At 71.5% G+C, this 14,423-nt stretch carries 14 protein-coding genes and 1 tRNA gene; 5 read left to right on the forward strand and 10 right to left on the reverse strand.

Annotated features, from left to right (window positions below):
• The first annotated feature begins 9 nt into the window (after nt 1–9).
• From AB0M27_RS11535 to AB0M27_RS11545, 3 genes are all read left to right on the forward strand, one after another.
• Nucleotides 10–729, forward strand: a complete 720-nt coding sequence (locus tag AB0M27_RS11535) for an ABC transporter permease (RefSeq protein ID WP_365720403.1) — start codon at nt 10–12, stop codon at nt 727–729.
• A 145-nt stretch (nt 730–874) separates the two neighbouring features.
• On the forward strand, nt 875–1,117 hold the full coding sequence (locus AB0M27_RS11540) for a hypothetical protein (RefSeq protein WP_365720405.1): 243 nt from the start codon (nt 875–877) through the stop codon (nt 1,115–1,117).
• 251 nt (nt 1,118–1,368) lie between these two features.
• Nucleotides 1,369–1,456, forward strand: a tRNA-Ser gene (locus AB0M27_RS11545).
• A gap of 230 nt (nt 1,457–1,686) precedes the next feature.
• Here the strand turns inward: AB0M27_RS11545 and AB0M27_RS11550 are convergent.
• The 9 genes from AB0M27_RS11550 to AB0M27_RS11590 all read right to left on the reverse strand — a co-directional run bounded on the left by AB0M27_RS11550 (nt 1,687) and on the right by AB0M27_RS11590 (nt 11,811).
• Nucleotides 1,687–2,487: an HAD family hydrolase gene (locus tag AB0M27_RS11550; protein ID WP_365720407.1), complete on the reverse strand. Its 801-nt coding sequence runs from the start codon at nt 2,485–2,487 to the stop codon at nt 1,687–1,689.
• Nucleotides 2,484–3,761, reverse strand: a complete 1,278-nt coding sequence (gene serS, locus AB0M27_RS11555) for a serine--tRNA ligase (protein WP_365720409.1) — start codon at nt 3,759–3,761, stop codon at nt 2,484–2,486. The genes AB0M27_RS11550 and serS overlap by 4 nt, the downstream gene beginning before the upstream one ends.
• 607 nt (nt 3,762–4,368) lie before the next feature.
• A complete protein-coding gene (pheA, locus tag AB0M27_RS11560) occupies nt 4,369–5,301 on the reverse strand; it encodes a prephenate dehydratase (RefSeq protein ID WP_365720411.1) in 933 nt (310 codons plus the stop codon).
• 195 nt (nt 5,302–5,496) lie between these two features.
• On the reverse strand, nt 5,497–6,780 hold the full coding sequence (efeB, locus tag AB0M27_RS11565) for an iron uptake transporter deferrochelatase/peroxidase subunit (RefSeq protein WP_365720413.1): 1,284 nt from the start codon (nt 6,778–6,780) through the stop codon (nt 5,497–5,499).
• A gap of 8 nt (nt 6,781–6,788) precedes the next feature.
• Complete coding sequence (locus AB0M27_RS11570; protein ID WP_365720415.1) at nt 6,789–8,804, reverse strand: copper resistance protein CopC; 2,016 nt, start codon at nt 8,802–8,804, stop codon at nt 6,789–6,791.
• Between the two features lie 17 nt (nt 8,805–8,821).
• A complete protein-coding gene (locus tag AB0M27_RS11575) occupies nt 8,822–9,298 on the reverse strand; it encodes a copper chaperone PCu(A)C (RefSeq protein ID WP_365720417.1) in 477 nt (158 codons plus the stop codon).
• Complete coding sequence (locus AB0M27_RS11580; protein WP_365720419.1) at nt 9,295–9,948, reverse strand: SCO family protein; 654 nt, start codon at nt 9,946–9,948, stop codon at nt 9,295–9,297. Before AB0M27_RS11580 ends, AB0M27_RS11575 begins: the two co-directional genes overlap by 4 nt.
• Nucleotides 9,949–10,053: 105 nt before the next feature.
• Nucleotides 10,054–10,794, reverse strand: coding sequence for a YcnI family protein (locus AB0M27_RS11585; protein WP_365720421.1), 741 nt, complete (start codon nt 10,792–10,794; stop codon nt 10,054–10,056).
• A gap of 162 nt (nt 10,795–10,956) precedes the next feature.
• Nucleotides 10,957–11,811, reverse strand: coding sequence for a hypothetical protein (locus tag AB0M27_RS11590; RefSeq protein ID WP_365720423.1), 855 nt, complete (start codon nt 11,809–11,811; stop codon nt 10,957–10,959).
• 186 nt (nt 11,812–11,997) lie between these two features.
• Between AB0M27_RS11590 and AB0M27_RS11595 the strand changes: the two genes are divergently transcribed.
• Nucleotides 11,998–12,444 carry an ATP-binding protein gene (locus AB0M27_RS11595; RefSeq protein ID WP_365720425.1) on the forward strand — a complete coding sequence of 149 codons (447 nt, stop codon included), beginning with the start codon at nt 11,998–12,000 and terminating at the stop codon, nt 12,442–12,444.
• 7 nt (nt 12,445–12,451) lie between these two features.
• A complete protein-coding gene (locus AB0M27_RS11600) occupies nt 12,452–13,015 on the forward strand; it encodes a GNAT family protein (protein ID WP_365720427.1) in 564 nt (187 codons plus the stop codon).
• Between the two features lie 10 nt (nt 13,016–13,025).
• Here AB0M27_RS11600 and AB0M27_RS11605 read toward each other — a convergent pair whose 3' ends face one another.
• Nucleotides 13,026–14,402, reverse strand: coding sequence for a PLP-dependent aminotransferase family protein (locus tag AB0M27_RS11605; RefSeq protein ID WP_365720429.1), 1,377 nt, complete (start codon nt 14,400–14,402; stop codon nt 13,026–13,028).
• Nucleotides 14,403–14,423: the final 21 nt, after the last annotated feature.

Raw genomic sequence — 14,423 nt, forward strand, 5'->3', positions numbered from 1 at the left:
AGGCCGAAGATGTACGACCCCACCGTCGCCCGGCTCACCTACCGGGCCCTGCTCGGCCGTCGCCGGGCCCTCATTCTCGGCGCGCTGCCGCTGCTGCTGATCGTGATCTCCGTGGCCGTACGCGGCCTGACCGGAGCCGACGACCAGACGGCCTCCGACGTGCTCGGCGGCTTCGGGATCGCCACGATGGTGCCGATCATCGGCGTCATCGCGGGCACGGGCGCGATCGGACCGGAGATAGACGACGGCTCCGTCGTCTATCTGCTGTCCAAGCCGCTGAAACGGCCCACGATCATCTTCACCAAGCTGATCGTCGCCATCGCCGTGACCATGGTGTTCTCGGCGGTCCCGACCCTGATCGCGGGCCTGATCCTCAACGGCAACGGCCAGCAGGTCGCCGTCGCCTACACCGTCGCCGCGCTGGTGTCCTCCATCGCCTACTCGGCGCTGTTCCTGCTGCTCGGCACCGTCTCCCGGCACGCGGTGGTCTTCGGGCTCGTCTACGCGCTGGTCTGGGAGGCGCTGTTCGGCTCGCTGGTGCCCGGCGCGCGCACGCTCAGCGTCCAGCAGTGGTCGCTGGCCGTCGCCCACAAGCTCGCCGGCGGTGACCTGGTGACCTCGGACGTGGGCCTGCCGACGGCCACGGTGCTGCTGGTGGCGGTGACCGTACTGGCCACCTGGTACGCCGGGCAGAAGCTGCGGACGCTGAAGCTGGCGGGCGAGGAGTAGGCCCGCCGGGGTTCCCGCCGGGGCTCCGGGTTCCCTCCGGGGCCCCGGCGGCCATGGCCCCTTCCGGCCCCCGCAGGCCTTGACGGGGACTTCACCTCGACCCGGGCACACTGGGCAAAGCGGATGTACGGCTAGGAGGCCGGTCATGGCAGAGGAGATATCGCAGAACGACGGGCGTGGGTGCTCCGGCGGTGACGCCTGGGACGAGCTGGTCCTGGACGAGTCCTTCGTGCGCTCCGCCGAGACCTCCGAGCCGTCCGCGAGAGCACGGATGCTGGCCGCCCGCTGGCGGGCCGAGGAGCCGGAGCCGCAGCCGTGGCGCTCCGACGAGCCGCCGGCGGGCTGGTTCTTCAGCAAGGCACGCCGGCGCAGATGGCGCCGGCGGTAGCAGCGCCCCTTTATTCGGTGGCGCCCAACTCGGCGGTGAGGCAGAGTGGTTGTGCCCCTTCCGCCGGGATCGTCCCGGCGCCGTGAACCGGGAGTGGAGGTGGGCGATGTCCATGCACGGCAGTACGCCCAGCTCCCGTCAGGGCAGCCCGAGGCCGGCTCCGGTGTAGTTACCCCGCCGTAGAGCCCTAGGAGCTGCCCGGGGCGGCCGCTTCGAGCACGCGATGTCGCTCTCGCGTGGGCCGCCCACCCGGAGGATTGGCCGAGTGGTAAGGCACCGGTTTGCTAAACCGTGGTCGGGCCTGGAAAGCCCGCGCACGTTCGATCCGTGCATCCTCCGCGAGACGTTGTCACCGGGACTTGACCGAGTGGTCAGCTGCGAGTACATGGAGTGGCGCCCGGTGCCGTGGCTGGGCGGGGGTGGGTGTGGCTTGCCCGCGCCGGCGGGGTGCCTCCCCCCACTCTCGGCTTCGCTCGAGCGGGCGCCCCACCGCCCACCCGTGCCGCCCCAGCGGCGCGACTGCCCTCAGCGGCGGCGGCGCCGCGAAAGCCGACGGCGCTGCCCCGCGATCAACCCAGCAGTCGCTCCAGCACCACCGCGATCCCGTCCTCCTCGTTGGAGGCGGTCGACTCGTCGGCCACCGCGCGGAGTTCCTCGTGGGCGTTGGCCATGGCTACGCCCCGGGAGGCCCAGGCGAACATCGGGATGTCGTTGGGCATGTCGCCGAAGGCGATCGTGTCCGAGGCCTTCAGGCCGAGGCGGCGGGCTGCCAGGGAGAGACCCGTGGCCTTGGACAGGCCCAGCGGGAGGAGTTCCACGATGCCTTCGCCCGCCATGGCCACGGTGACGAAACCGCCGGCTGCCTGCCGGGCGGCGTCCGCCAGCTCGTCGTCGCCCATCGTCGGATGCTGTATGTAGATCTTGTTGAGCGGAGCCGTCCAGAGGTCGGACGTGTCCGTGAAGGGGGTGGCGGGGAGTTTGCCCGTGACCGCGTAGCCCGGGCCCACCAGCACCTCGCCGTCGAGGCCGTCGCGGCTGGCCGCCAGGTACAGCGGACCCACCTCGGCCTCGATCTTCGCCAGGGCCACGCCCGCCAGCTGCCGGTCCAGGGTCACGGACGTCAGCAGGCGGTGCGCCCCGGCGTCGTAGACCTGGGCGCCCTGGCCGCAGACGGCGAGCCCCTCGTAGCCGAGGTCGTCCAGGATGTGCCGGGTCCACGGGACCGCGCGGCCGGTGACGACGATGTGGGCCGCGCCCGCCGCGGTGGCCGCGGCAAGCGCGTCCCGGGTGCGCTGGGAGACCGACTCGTCGGAGCGCAGGAGCGTTCCGTCGAGGTCGGTCGCGATCAGCCGGTAGGGGAAGCCGGTCACTTGGCGACCGGCTCCAGGACCTCCCGGCCGCCCAGGTACGGGCGCAGCACCTCGGGGACCCGGACCGAGCCGTCGGCCTGCTGGTGGTTCTCCAGGATCGCCACGATCGTGCGCGGTACGGCGCACAGCGTGCCGTTGAGGGTGGCGAGCGGCTTGACCTGCTTGCCGTCGCGGACGCGGATCGACAGTCGGCGGGACTGGAACTCGGTGCAGTCCGAGGTCGAGGTCAGCTCGCGGTACTTGCCCTGGGTCGGGATCCACGCCTCGCAGTCGAACTTGCGGGCGGCCGAAGCACCGAGGTCACCGGTGGCGACGTCGATGACGCGGAAAGGCAGCTCCAGCGAGGTCAGCCACTGCTTCTCCCACTCCAGCAGCCGCTGGTGCTCGGCCTGGGAGTCCTCGGGGGCGACGTACGTGAACATCTCGACCTTGTCGAACTGGTGCACACGGAAGATGCCCCGCGTGTCCTTGCCGTGCGAGCCGGCCTCGCGGCGGAAGCAGGGCGAGAAGCCCGCGTACCGCAGGGGCAGCTTGTCGGCGTCGATGATCTCGTCCATGTGGTAGGCCGCCAGCGGGACCTCGGAGGTGCCGACCAGGTACAGGTCGTCCTTGTCGAGGTGGTAGACGTCCTGGGCGGCCTGGCCGAGGAAGCCGGTGCCGGCCATGGACTGCGGGCGGACCAGCGCCGGGGTGAGCATCGGAGTGAAGCCGGCCGCGGTGGCCTGGGCCATCGCCGCGTTCACGAGGGCCAGCTCCAGCAGGGCGCCGACGCCGGTGAGGAAGTAGAAGCGGGAACCGGAGACCTTGGCGCCACGCTCGACGTCGATGGCGCCGAGGATTTGACCGAGCTCCAGGTGGTCCTTGGGCTCGAAGCCCTCGGCGCCGAAGTCACGGATCCTGCCGTGCGTCTCCAGCGTGGCGAAGTCCTCCTCGCCGCCTACGGGCACGTCGGGATGGACGAGGTTGCCGAGCTGGAGCAGCAGCTCCTGGGTCTCGGCGTCGGCCGCGTCGCGCTCGGCGTCGGCGGCCTTGACGTCGGCGGCGAGCTGGCTCGCCCGCTTCAGCAGCTCGGCCTTCTCGTCGCCGGTGGCCTTGGGGATGAGCTTGCCGAGCTGCTTCTGCTCGGCGCGCAGCTCGTCGAAGCGGACGCCGGAGGACCTGCGCCGCTCGTCGGCAGACAGGAGGGAGTCGACGAGCGCGACGTCCTCTCCACGGGCGCGCTGGGACGCGCGCACACGGTCGGGGTCCTCACGAAGCAGGCGAAGGTCAATCACGAGGCCAAGGCTACCGGTGCGGGCTCGCCGCTCACGAATCCCTATTCCAAGGAGTTCGGATTCGTCGCCCTTTGTCGCTTACGTTCCGCTATGCGCAAATTGCGCAACGTAACGTGTCAAAACCCGTCGGCATCCGCCGGAACTGCCGGAACCCGTCAAGGAGGAGTGTCTCACTCCCTGGGACGGGGCAGCGTTCCGGCGCCGGGTTGACCGGATTTCCTTGCGGAAAGCGGGACTTCGTGAGCCCGCTGTCCACAGCCATCCACACCCCTCCGGAGGGTTATCCACAGGCTGTGTGGAAGATCTGTGGATTTCGGAATTGATCACTCCGGAACATCGCGGCGGACTGGAGAATTCCCAGGACAAACCCGGTTCACGCCCACCTTTGAGTGGAAAGGGGTCGCTCCAAAAGATGAATCAATGGAAACGAGTGGACGAAGGGTGAGGTGCGCGATAGTGGCCGCATCGGGGGCACGAGGGGCGATTTGTCGACTGCCTCACGCACCCTTGTCGACTTGTCCCCAGGTCGAGAAGCGGACCTGTGGATAACTTCTGTGGATAACGAAGATATGCAGGTCGTACTGGCCGGAAGCAGTCTACGGCCGCCTCAGAACCGGCCGTCCTGGCAGCGCGCCACCCAGTCCGCCGCCGCCATGAACTCCTCGTCCGACGTCCCCGGCCGCGTCGCAGGAGCCTCGGCCGGCCCGATGTCCGCACGCGGATAGGAACCGAGGAAACGCACCTGCAGACAGATCCGCTTCAGACCCATCAGCGCCTCCGCCATCCGCCGGTCCGAGATATGGCCCTCGGCGTCGATGCAGAAGCAGTAGTTGCCGATGCCGGCGCCGGTCGGCCGGGACTGCAGCAGCATGAGGTTGATGCCGCGCGAGGCGAACTCCCCGAGCAGGTCGCGCAGGCCACCGGGATGGTCGTCGCGCTGCCACAGCACCACCGAGGTCTTGTCGGCGCCGGTCGGCGCGGCGGGCCGGGCGGGGCGGCCGACCAGGACGAACCGGGTCTGCGCGTTCTCCGCGTCGTGGATCCCGGTCTCCAGGGCCTGAAGGCCGTACCGGGCGGCGGCGAACTCGCCGGCGAAGGCGGCGTCGTAGCGGCCCTCCTGGACCAGGCGGGCGGCGTCCGCGTTGGAGGCGGCCGACTCCCAGTGCGCGTCCGGGAGGTGCTTGCGCATCCAGTTGCGCACCTGCGGCTGGGCCGCCGGGTGGGCGGAGACCGTCTTGATGTCCGTGAGCGCGGTGCCGGGCCGGACCAGCAGCGCGAAGGTGATCGACAGCAGCACCTCGCGGTAGATCATCAGCGGTTCGCCCGCGACCAGCTCGTCCAGGGTGGTGGTGATGCCGCCCTCGACGGAGTTCTCGATCGGTACGAACGCGGCCTCGGCCTCGCCGGTCCGCACCGCGTCGAGCGCGGACTGCACCGACACATACGGGACGAGCTCCCGGGTGGCCGTTTCCGGGAGCGTCCGCAGGGCGACTTCGGTGAAGGTGCCCTCGGGGCCGAGATACGCATAGCTCGCTGGCATGTCCTCACCCTAATCGCCGTAGGCCGCCGGGGCTCGGGTGTCTCACGACAACCACTCGACCGGGTGGTTTGAACCCCGAATACCCGCAAAGCGCGCAACCCCGACAGAGCCGTGGCCCGCTCGAACGCGTCCCCCCGTCATACGCAGGCTCAGCCCCCGTCACAGTCGGCCCGGGCCCTGTCACGCGCCGCCGGCTCAGCCCTCCAGCAGCCGCTGCCCCACGTACTCGCCCTTCGCGGCCCCACCCGGCACCGCGAACAGCCCGCTCGCCTCGTGCCGGATGTACTGCGACAGCGCGTCGCCCCGGTCGAGCTTGCGCTGCACCGGGACGAAGCCCCGCAACGGGTCGGCCTGCCAGCAGACGAAGAGCAGACCGGCGTCGGGCGTGCCATCCGCGTCGAAGCCGTCGTGGTAGGAGAAGGGGCGCCGCAGCATGGCCGCGCCGCCGTTCTTGTCGGGCCGGGTGATCCGGGCGTGGGCGTTGAGGGGGACGACGTACTCGCCCTTGGCGTCGGTCTTCTCCAGGTCCATCAGGGTTGTCTCGTCACCCCCGGACAGCGGCGCCCCGTTGGACTTCCGGCGCCCGATGACCGCCTCCTGGGCCGGCACCGACAGCTTCTCCCAGTCGTCGAGGAGCATGCGGATGCGTCGTACGACGGCGTAGGAACCGTTCGCCATCCAGGCCGGCTCGCCCGAGGAGGGCACGAAGATCCGCCGGTCGAAGTCGGTGTCGGCCGGCTTCGGGTTGCGGGTGCCGTCCAGTTGGCCCATGAGGTTGCGGGCGGTCATGGGGTGCGCGGTGGCGCCCGGGGTGCGGTTGAAGCCGTTCATCTGCCAGCGGATGCGGGCCGCGCCGCCCGCGTCCTTCTGGATCGCGCGCAGGGCGTGGAAGGCGACGAGGGCGTCGTTCGCACCGATCTGCACCCATAGATCGCCGTCGCTGCGTGCCTTGTCGAGGTGGTCGGAGGAGAAGTCCGGCAGCGGGTCCAGCGCGCTCGGGCGCTGCTTCTCCAGACCGGTCTTGCCGAAGAAGGAGTACCCGAAGCCGAAGGTGATCGTCAGCGAGGACGGCCCGGCGTCGCGGGCCACATCGGTGTCGTCGTGCGGCGCGGCCTCGCCCGTCATCAGCCGCTCGGCGGTCGTCGACCAGCGGCGCAGCAGGGCTGCGGCCTCCTTGCGGCCGGCGCCCGCCGTCAGGTCGAAGGCGACGAGATGGCTGCGAGCCTGGAGTCCTTCGGTGATGCCGGGCTGATGTTTCCCGTGAAACATCGCCCGGTCGGAGCCCACCGAGGTCAGCGGGGTCGCGGGGGCGGGCGCGGCGGTGTAGCCCACGGCACCGCCGGCCGCGCCGAGCACGAGCCCGGTGGCGCCCGCGGTGCCGAGCAGGGCGCGCCGGGAGATGCCGCGGCCGCCCGCGGACTCGGCCGCCTCGGAAACCTCGGTGGCGGTACGGGCCTGAGGGATGGACTGGTCGGGCATGGTGTCGTTCAGCCGATCTGCGCGTTCTTGGAGACGGTCACCTGGTCGATGTCGGAGGTCCGCACGGTGACGGCGATCTTCCAGTCGCCGGCCATGGGGATCTGCACTCCGCTCGCCGACCAGTGGCCGGTGGTGATGCGGTCGGGGGTCACGGGAAGCGGGCCGATCTTCTTCGCCTCAAGAGTGAAGGCGACCTTCACTTCGGGGACGTCGAAGGCCCGGCCGTTGGGCCGCTGGACGTACACATGCATCTCGTTGCCGCCCACGCGCGCGGGGTCGAGGTCGATGCTGACGACGCCCTTGCCGTCGGTGCCGCCGGTGTCGAAGGGCATGTCCAGGGTCAGCGCGCCGTTCGAGGGCGCCGTGGCCGAGGTGGAGGAGGACGAGGAGGCCGCCTTGGCGTCCAGCTCGGTGCGGCCCGGCTCGGTCTGGGTCAGCCAGGTGGTGACGGCGAGCAGCACGACCGCGACACCCGCCTCGGCGAGCACCGTACGGCGCAGCCCGAAGCGGTTCGTGTCGCCGTCCCGCAGCCGCTTCTGGCGGGCGGAGTCCATCGCGGCTCGCTGCCGGGAGAGCTGGGCGGCGCGCTCCGAGTCCCCGGAGCGGGTGCGCTTGCCGACCGCCTTCGCCGTGGCGGAACGCTCCTTCTCAGCCGCCCTTGCCGCCGTGACGTGCTCCTTTTCGGGCTCCTCGCCGGCCGCGACCGTGTCGGCGCTGTGCGCGTTGTCGGCGAGCCGCCCCGTCCACCGTCGCGATATCGAGGCGATGCCGACCAGCAGCGCCACCAGCCCGATCTTGACCAGCAGCAACTGCCCGTACCGGGTGTCGGTGAACGCCGGCCAGGAGCCCAGCTGCCGCCAGGACTGGTAGATACCGGTGGCGACGAGCGCGACGACGGAACCGAAGGCCAGCCGGGAGAAGCGGCGGACGGCGGCGGCCTCCACCGGTGTCTCGGCGGGCGCCCGGTACAGGGCGACCAGGAGAGAGGTGAGCCCGCCCAGCCAGGTGGCGACGGCGAGCAGGTGGACGACGTCGACGGGCATGGCGATGCCTGGCTGCAGCCCGACCGAGGCATGCTCGGCCATGGCCCAGCTGCTCGCGAGCCCCGCCGCGACGACCACACCGCCGATGGCGAGTCCGAAGGTCAGATCGCGCTTCTCCTGGCCCTCCTCGCTCGAATCAGGCAGTCGACGCGAAGCGCCGTCGGTCAGGGTGGTGGTGGGTGACGGGCGGGTGTAGGCGCCGAAGAGGACGGCGATGAACAGCGCGGCGGCGGCGAGCAGCAGCAGCCGGGAGACCAGCGCCGCGCCGGTCTTGGTCTGCAGCACCTGGCCCAGCAGACCGAGGTCGAAGACGTCGGCGAACTTCCCGGAGGTGGTGTAGGAGCCGCGCAGGAGCAGCAGCCACAGGGTGGCCGCGGTGAGCGTGAGCCAGCCGCCGACGACCAGCCGCTGCAGGGCCCGTACGCCCGCGCCGCGCTGCCAGCAGGCGAGCACGAAGGCCGCGCCGCCCACGAGCACGATGAACCCGGCGTACGACGCGTACCGCCCGAACGCGTAGAGCCCGCCCACTGCCCCGCCGCCCGCGACCGGGCCGGTGCCGGAGACCACGGTCTGCGAGGGCGCCCCGATGGAGAAGGTGTAGGCGCCGGAGACGGGGTGGCTGTCGGCCGAGACGACCTGGTAGGTGACCGTGTAGGTGCCCTTGCCGAGGCCGCTCTTGAGCTTCACCGCGTAGGTCGTCCCGCTCACGTCGGCGGGTGTGCCGGTCTGGACCGGCTTGCCCCGGGGGTCGAGGACGCGCAGGGAGTCGTCGTTCATCGCGACCTTCTCGGAGAAGGTGAGCGACACCTGGCTGGGCGCCTGCTTGACCACCACCCCCTGTGCGGGGTCGCTGCCGGTCAGCGCCGCGTGGGCGGAGGCCGGTCCGGCGCCCGCGAGCAGTGCGCCCGTGGCGGCGAGGAGCAGCAGCACCAGGGTGCGCAGGCTGCCCCGGTGTCCCGTGGGGGTGATGGTGCGCGTCACGGTGGTCGGTCCCTCCCTCAGTGGCCGGTCGACGGGTTGTACGTCGCGGACTTCACCGGCATCTCGACGGTGAGGGGCCCGGACTTGGCGAAGGTGAGCTTCACGGTGACCGTCTGGCCCTGCTTCGGCGTGTGCTTCAGCTTCTCGAACATCAGATGGTTGCCACCGCTTTTGAACACGAGTTGACCGTGGGCCGGTATGGCGAAGGAGCTCTTCTCCTGCATGGCGCCGCCCATGGTGCTGTGCATGGTGACCTGGCCGGCGACGTCACTGGTCACCGCGGTCAGCTCGTCCTCGGCGCCGCCCTTGTTGGCGATCGTCAGAAAGCCGGCGGCCATGTCGGCGGAGACCGGCTGCGGCATGTACGGCCCGCTCACCGACAGTTCGGCCTTCGAGGAGCCGGAGCCTGACGACCCCGAGCCCGAGCAGCCGGCGAGGGCCAGCGCACCGGCGAGCGCGGCGGCCGCGGTCACGAGGGCGGGACGGTGCCTCACGGATTCGCCCCCTTGACGAGCTTGGGCAGGTCCTTGGTGTAGTCGTCGACCGTGGTGTCCTCGCCGTAGAGGACGTAACCGCCGTTCGTCTTCGGGGAGAAGGCGATGACCTGGGTGCCGTGGACGGAGACGAGCTTGCCGTTCTTGTCCTTCGTCGTCGGTTCCACGGAGATGCCGACGGAGCGGGCACCGGCCTGGATGGTGGCGAAGTCCCCGGTCAGGCCGATGAACTGCGGGTCGATGCCCTTGAGCCACTTGCCCAGCTCGGCCGGGGTGTCGCGGCCGGGGTCGGTGGTGACGAACACGACCCGCAGGTCGTTCTGCTCGGCCTCGGGCAGCGCCTTCTTGGCGACGGCGATGTTGCTCATCGTCGTCGGGCAGATGTCGGGGCAGTGGGTGTAGCCGAAGTACAGCAGGGTCGGATGGCCCTTGGTCTCCTGGCGGAGGTCGTACTTCTTGCCGTGCGTGTCGGTGAGGACCAGGTCCGGCTTCTGGAAGGGCTGGTCGAGGACGGTGGCGGCCTTGCCCGAGTCGGACTCCTCCGAGACCACGGAGACCGGCGACTTGTCGTCGTTCCCGCTGCCGCAGGCGGAGAGGGTCAGGGTGGCGGCGGCGAGCAGCGCGGCCGCGGCGAACGTCTTCTTGCGCATAGAAAAATGTCCCAGATGTGAGTACTCCGGCGCGCACCGGGGTCGTACGACAGCCACGACAGCGTCGCACGCCCCGCACGACCCCGGTGCGCGGTCCAAAAGGGCTTAGGCGGTCCGGCGGCGGCCCGCGAGGACGCCGTAGGCGACGCCCGCGACGCCGACGACGATGCCGACCACGCCGAGCACGCGCGCGGTGGTGTCGGTGTAGTGGGAGCCGGATCCGGAATCGGCGGCTGCCGCGGTCGCGGTCTTGTCGGAGGCGTCCTCGGCGCCCGCCGTGCCGTGGTGGTCGTCGGTCGCGGCGGACAGCTGCAGCACGGGCGCCGGGTTCTCCGGCTCGTCCTGGCCGGCCTGCGGCACCTCGATCCAGCGAACGACCTCCTTGTTGGAGTACGTCTGGATCGCCTTGAAGACGAGCTGGTCGGTGTTCTCGGGCAGGGCGCCGAGGGAGAGCGGGAACTTCTGGAAGTAGCCGGGCTGGATGCCCTTGCCGTCGGCGGCGGTCCAGGTGACCTTGGTGACGGCTTCGTCGATCTTCTCGCCGTGCACGGTCAGCGGCTTGTCCAGCCGGGACTTGGTGACCTTCACGTTCCAGCCGGCGACGGGCTCGGGCATGACCGAGGCGAGCGGGTGGTCGGCCGGGAAGTTGACCTCGATCTTGGTGGTCGAGGCGCTATCGCGCTCGTTGGGGACCTTGAAGTCGACGACCGCGTAGCCGCCCTTGGCCGCGGTGCCCTCCGGCTGCACGGAGACGTGCGCGAAGGCAGGAACGGACAGCGCCAGGACGGCCGTGCCCGCGACGGCGCCGGCGGCAAGGGCACGGGAAGCGATACGAGAAGCCTGCATGGCAGGAGCACTCCACTCTGAGAGTTCTGGTGACGAAGAGAGGTACGCGTGCGCGTCGCCGTGCCCTTCGGCTGGTTCACGGTGCGCACGCGCGCGTGCCGCGCGACGGCGGCAGCCCTCTGCTCCGGTTCACCGGATCAGTGGAGTGGTGCGCGCGTCGCGTCAGGCGGCGAGACGGAAGCCGGCGGCGGGCGGGCCGCGCCGGATCACCGTGTGCTGGAGCGCGGTGGTGTGCGGGTCGGGTGCGTCGTCCCGGTCGGTACGACGGCCGCGCGGGAGGGGCTCGGAAGCGGGCAGCAGCCCGGCGCACAGGGCGCGCGCCAGCGCGAACGCGGCGCGCAGGGACCGTACGAGCGCCCCCTCTGCGACTCCGTGCGCCGACAGCTCGATCAGCCGCAGCAGCGCCAGGTCGCCCCGGCGCAGCAGCCAGCCCGCGGCGACGGCCGCGAGGACGTGGCCGAGCAGCATCGGCAGCGAGGGCAGCAGCGCGACGGAGGAGCCGGTGGCGTCGTACGCGTGGTGCATGCCGCCCATGACCGCCACGGGCTGCCCCGAGCGGTCGACGAGGTGCGCGGCGAACAGCAGGTGGAAGGCGCGCCCCGGGGTCAGGGCGGTCGGGCTCGACCCGCACAGCAGCCGTGCGGCCTGCTCGACCAGCGCGGTGTCGCTGAGCGAGGAGACCGTCGAGCCGGTGGAGTTCATCGACCCCATCGCCGTTCCGCCGGAGGCCATGGCGCTGCCGTGCTGGCCCAGCCCGAACAGCGTGTGCAGCGAGGTCTGGCCGAGCGCGAGGAGCGCGGCGATGCCCGGCAGCGAGCGAGCTCGCCCGGCGAGCGGCACCACGAGCAGCAGACAGCCGAGGAAGCCCGCGCCCAGCGTCCACAGGGGCACGCTCGCGCAGGAGGCGAGGGTGTGCCCGCACGCGGCCAGCGCGACGCAGACCGCGGCGAACACCGCGGCCCGCAGGATCCGGAGCCCGGCTCCGGGACGCGCCGTGCGCGGGTGGGGGGAAGTCATGGCGCGCTCATCATCGCACCGCGCTTACGGGCGCCCTACGGCAGGGCCGGGGGAACGTCCCTCATACACCGATTCCTCCCATGGCGCATCGGCCGTATGGGCGGAGTCACGTCAACTGTGTGCTTACGGCCCCCTACGGGCGGCAATACGTATCGGTATGTCGAGCCGCGGCCAGGAGGCTGGAGCATGAGCATCTGGTGGTCACTCCATCTGCGCCGCGAGGCCGCGAGCGTGCCGCTCGCCCGGCGGCTTTTGATCGGCACCATGGAGACGGCGGGTGTCGACCCGGAGGTCTCCTACGACCTGTCCGTCGCACTGACCGAGGCCTGCGCGAACGCCGTCGAACACGGCGGGAACACGCCGCACGGCGGCGTCTCGGAGGCGTACCGGGTGACCGCGTATCTCGACGGCGAGAAGTGCCGTATCGAAGTGGCCGATTCCGGACCGGGGTTCGCCCGCACCCAGGAGATCCGGCCCGCCCGCGCGGACGCCGAGCATGGCCGCGGGCTCTGTCTCATCCGGGAACTCGCCGACCACGTCCACATCGGCGCCAAGCCCGGCCGGGGCGGCACGGTGGTCAGTTTCGACAAGATTCTCAAGTGGACGAAGGACCCCTCGCTGCTGACGGCATAGTGAGGGCATGGAGATCGAGAGCGGCGACATAGCGGCCGGGGTGACGTTGCGGCTGCTGGCGCGGGCCGACGCGGACGCGCTGAGTGCGGCCTATGTGGACAACCGTGAGCACCTGCGGCCGTGGGAGCCGCGCAGGCCGGAGTCCTTCTTCACCGGGGCGGGGCAGCGGGAGCGGATCGACGGTCTGCTGCGAGTGTTCTCCGAGGGCGGCGCGGTTCCCTTCGTGTTCCAGGCGGCGGACGGGCGGATCGTCGGGACCATCACCCTGACCGGGATCACCCGAGGGCCCTTCTGCAGTTCCTCCCTCGGTTACTGGGTGGCCGCCGACCAGCAGCACCGCGGCCTGGCCACGGCCGCGGTGGAGCGGGTCTGCCGGATCGCGCGGGACACGGTGGGGCTGCACCGGATCGAGGCCTCCACGCTGCTCGGGAACACCGGCTCGCAGCGGGTGCTGACGAAATGCGGGTTCGAACCGATCGGCATGGCCCCGAAGTACCTGCACATTGACGGGGAGTGGCGGGACTGCCGGCTGTTCCAGCGGATCCTGCACGACCGCGATCCCGCCCTGTGACGAGCCCCTCTCAGACGTCCAGCACCCTGGCCAGCACCTCCAGTGCCTCCGGATACACCCGCTCGCGGGGCGTGCCGTAGCCGACGACCAGACCCTGCGGCCGGCCCTCGCGCCGGCCCCCGTCGGGGACCTGCCAGTGGTCGCCGAGGGCGCCGAGGGCGAGGCCCTCCGCCTCCGCGCGGGCCAGTGCCTCCGCCTCGTCGGGCACGTCGATCAGCGCGTGCAGCCCCGCCGCGATCCCGTGCACGCTCCGGCCCGCCCCCAGCCGGTCCAGCAACTGGTCGCGGCGGCGCCGGTAGCGCAGCCGGCACGCGCGCACGTGCCGGTCGTAGGCGTGGCTGTCGATCAGCTCGGCGAGCGCCAGCTGGCCGATGGTCTCGGTGTGGTGGTCGCTGTGCAGCTTGGCGTCGGCGACCGCGTCGACCAGGTGCGCAGGCAGCACCATCCAACCGAGGCGGAGTGCGGGGCCGAGCGTCTTGGAGGCGGTGCCCAGATAGACCACCTGGCCCGGCGCCATGCCCTGCAACGCGCCGACCGGCTGGCGGTCGTAGCGGAACTCCCCGTCGTAGTCGTCCTCGACGATCAGCCCGCCACGCGCGCGTGCCCAGTCGCCGAGCGCCCGCCGCCGCTCCGGGTGCAGGGTGACCCCCGTCGGGTACTGGTGCGCCGGTGTGACCACCACGGCCGCGGCGTCGCCCAGCTCCTCGGGGCGCAGCCCGCGCGCGTCGACCGACGCCGGCAGGACCGTTCCGCCATTGCGCCGCACGACCTCCCGGTGGAACGGTAGCCCGGGGTCCTCCATGGCGACGGCTGCGCCGTCCAGCACGCGCGTGAGCAGCGCGAGGCCCTGGACGTACCCGGAGGTGATGACGATCCGCTCCGGCGGCGCCAGCACCCCGCGCGCCCGGCCCAGATAGCCGGAGAGCGCCGTGCGCAGCTCGATCCGGCCGCGCGGGTCGCCGTAGTCGTACGCCAGTGAGGGCGCCGTGGCTATGGCCCGGCGCAGCGCGCGCAGCCAGGCCGCCGCCGGGAACGCGCCGACGTCCGGGCTGCCGGGTCGCAGATCGAAACGCGGGGCACGCGTGCGTGACGCCGTGCCGGGCTCCGCCGAGGCGACGGGCGGCAGCTCGGCGACCCGGGTGCCCGAGCCCTGGCGCGCCGTCAGGTACCCCTCGGCGACGAGCTGGTCGTAGGCGGCCTTGGCGGTGCCGCGTGAGATGCCGAGCTCAGTGGCGAGCCGCCGGGTGGCCGGCAGTCGGGTCCCGGGCACGAGCCGCCCGTCCCGCACGGCGTCCCGCAGGGCCCGCTCCAGTCCGATACGGCGCCCGTCCGCCGAGTCCGGCTCCAGATGCAGATCGACACCGACACCGGACCAGAAGTCGTTCACGAGAACCTTCCCCCTAGGCAC

It is taken from the genome of Streptomyces sp. NPDC052107, from assembly GCF_040680215.1.
GTDB lineage: Bacteria > Actinomycetota > Actinomycetes > Streptomycetales > Streptomycetaceae > Streptomyces.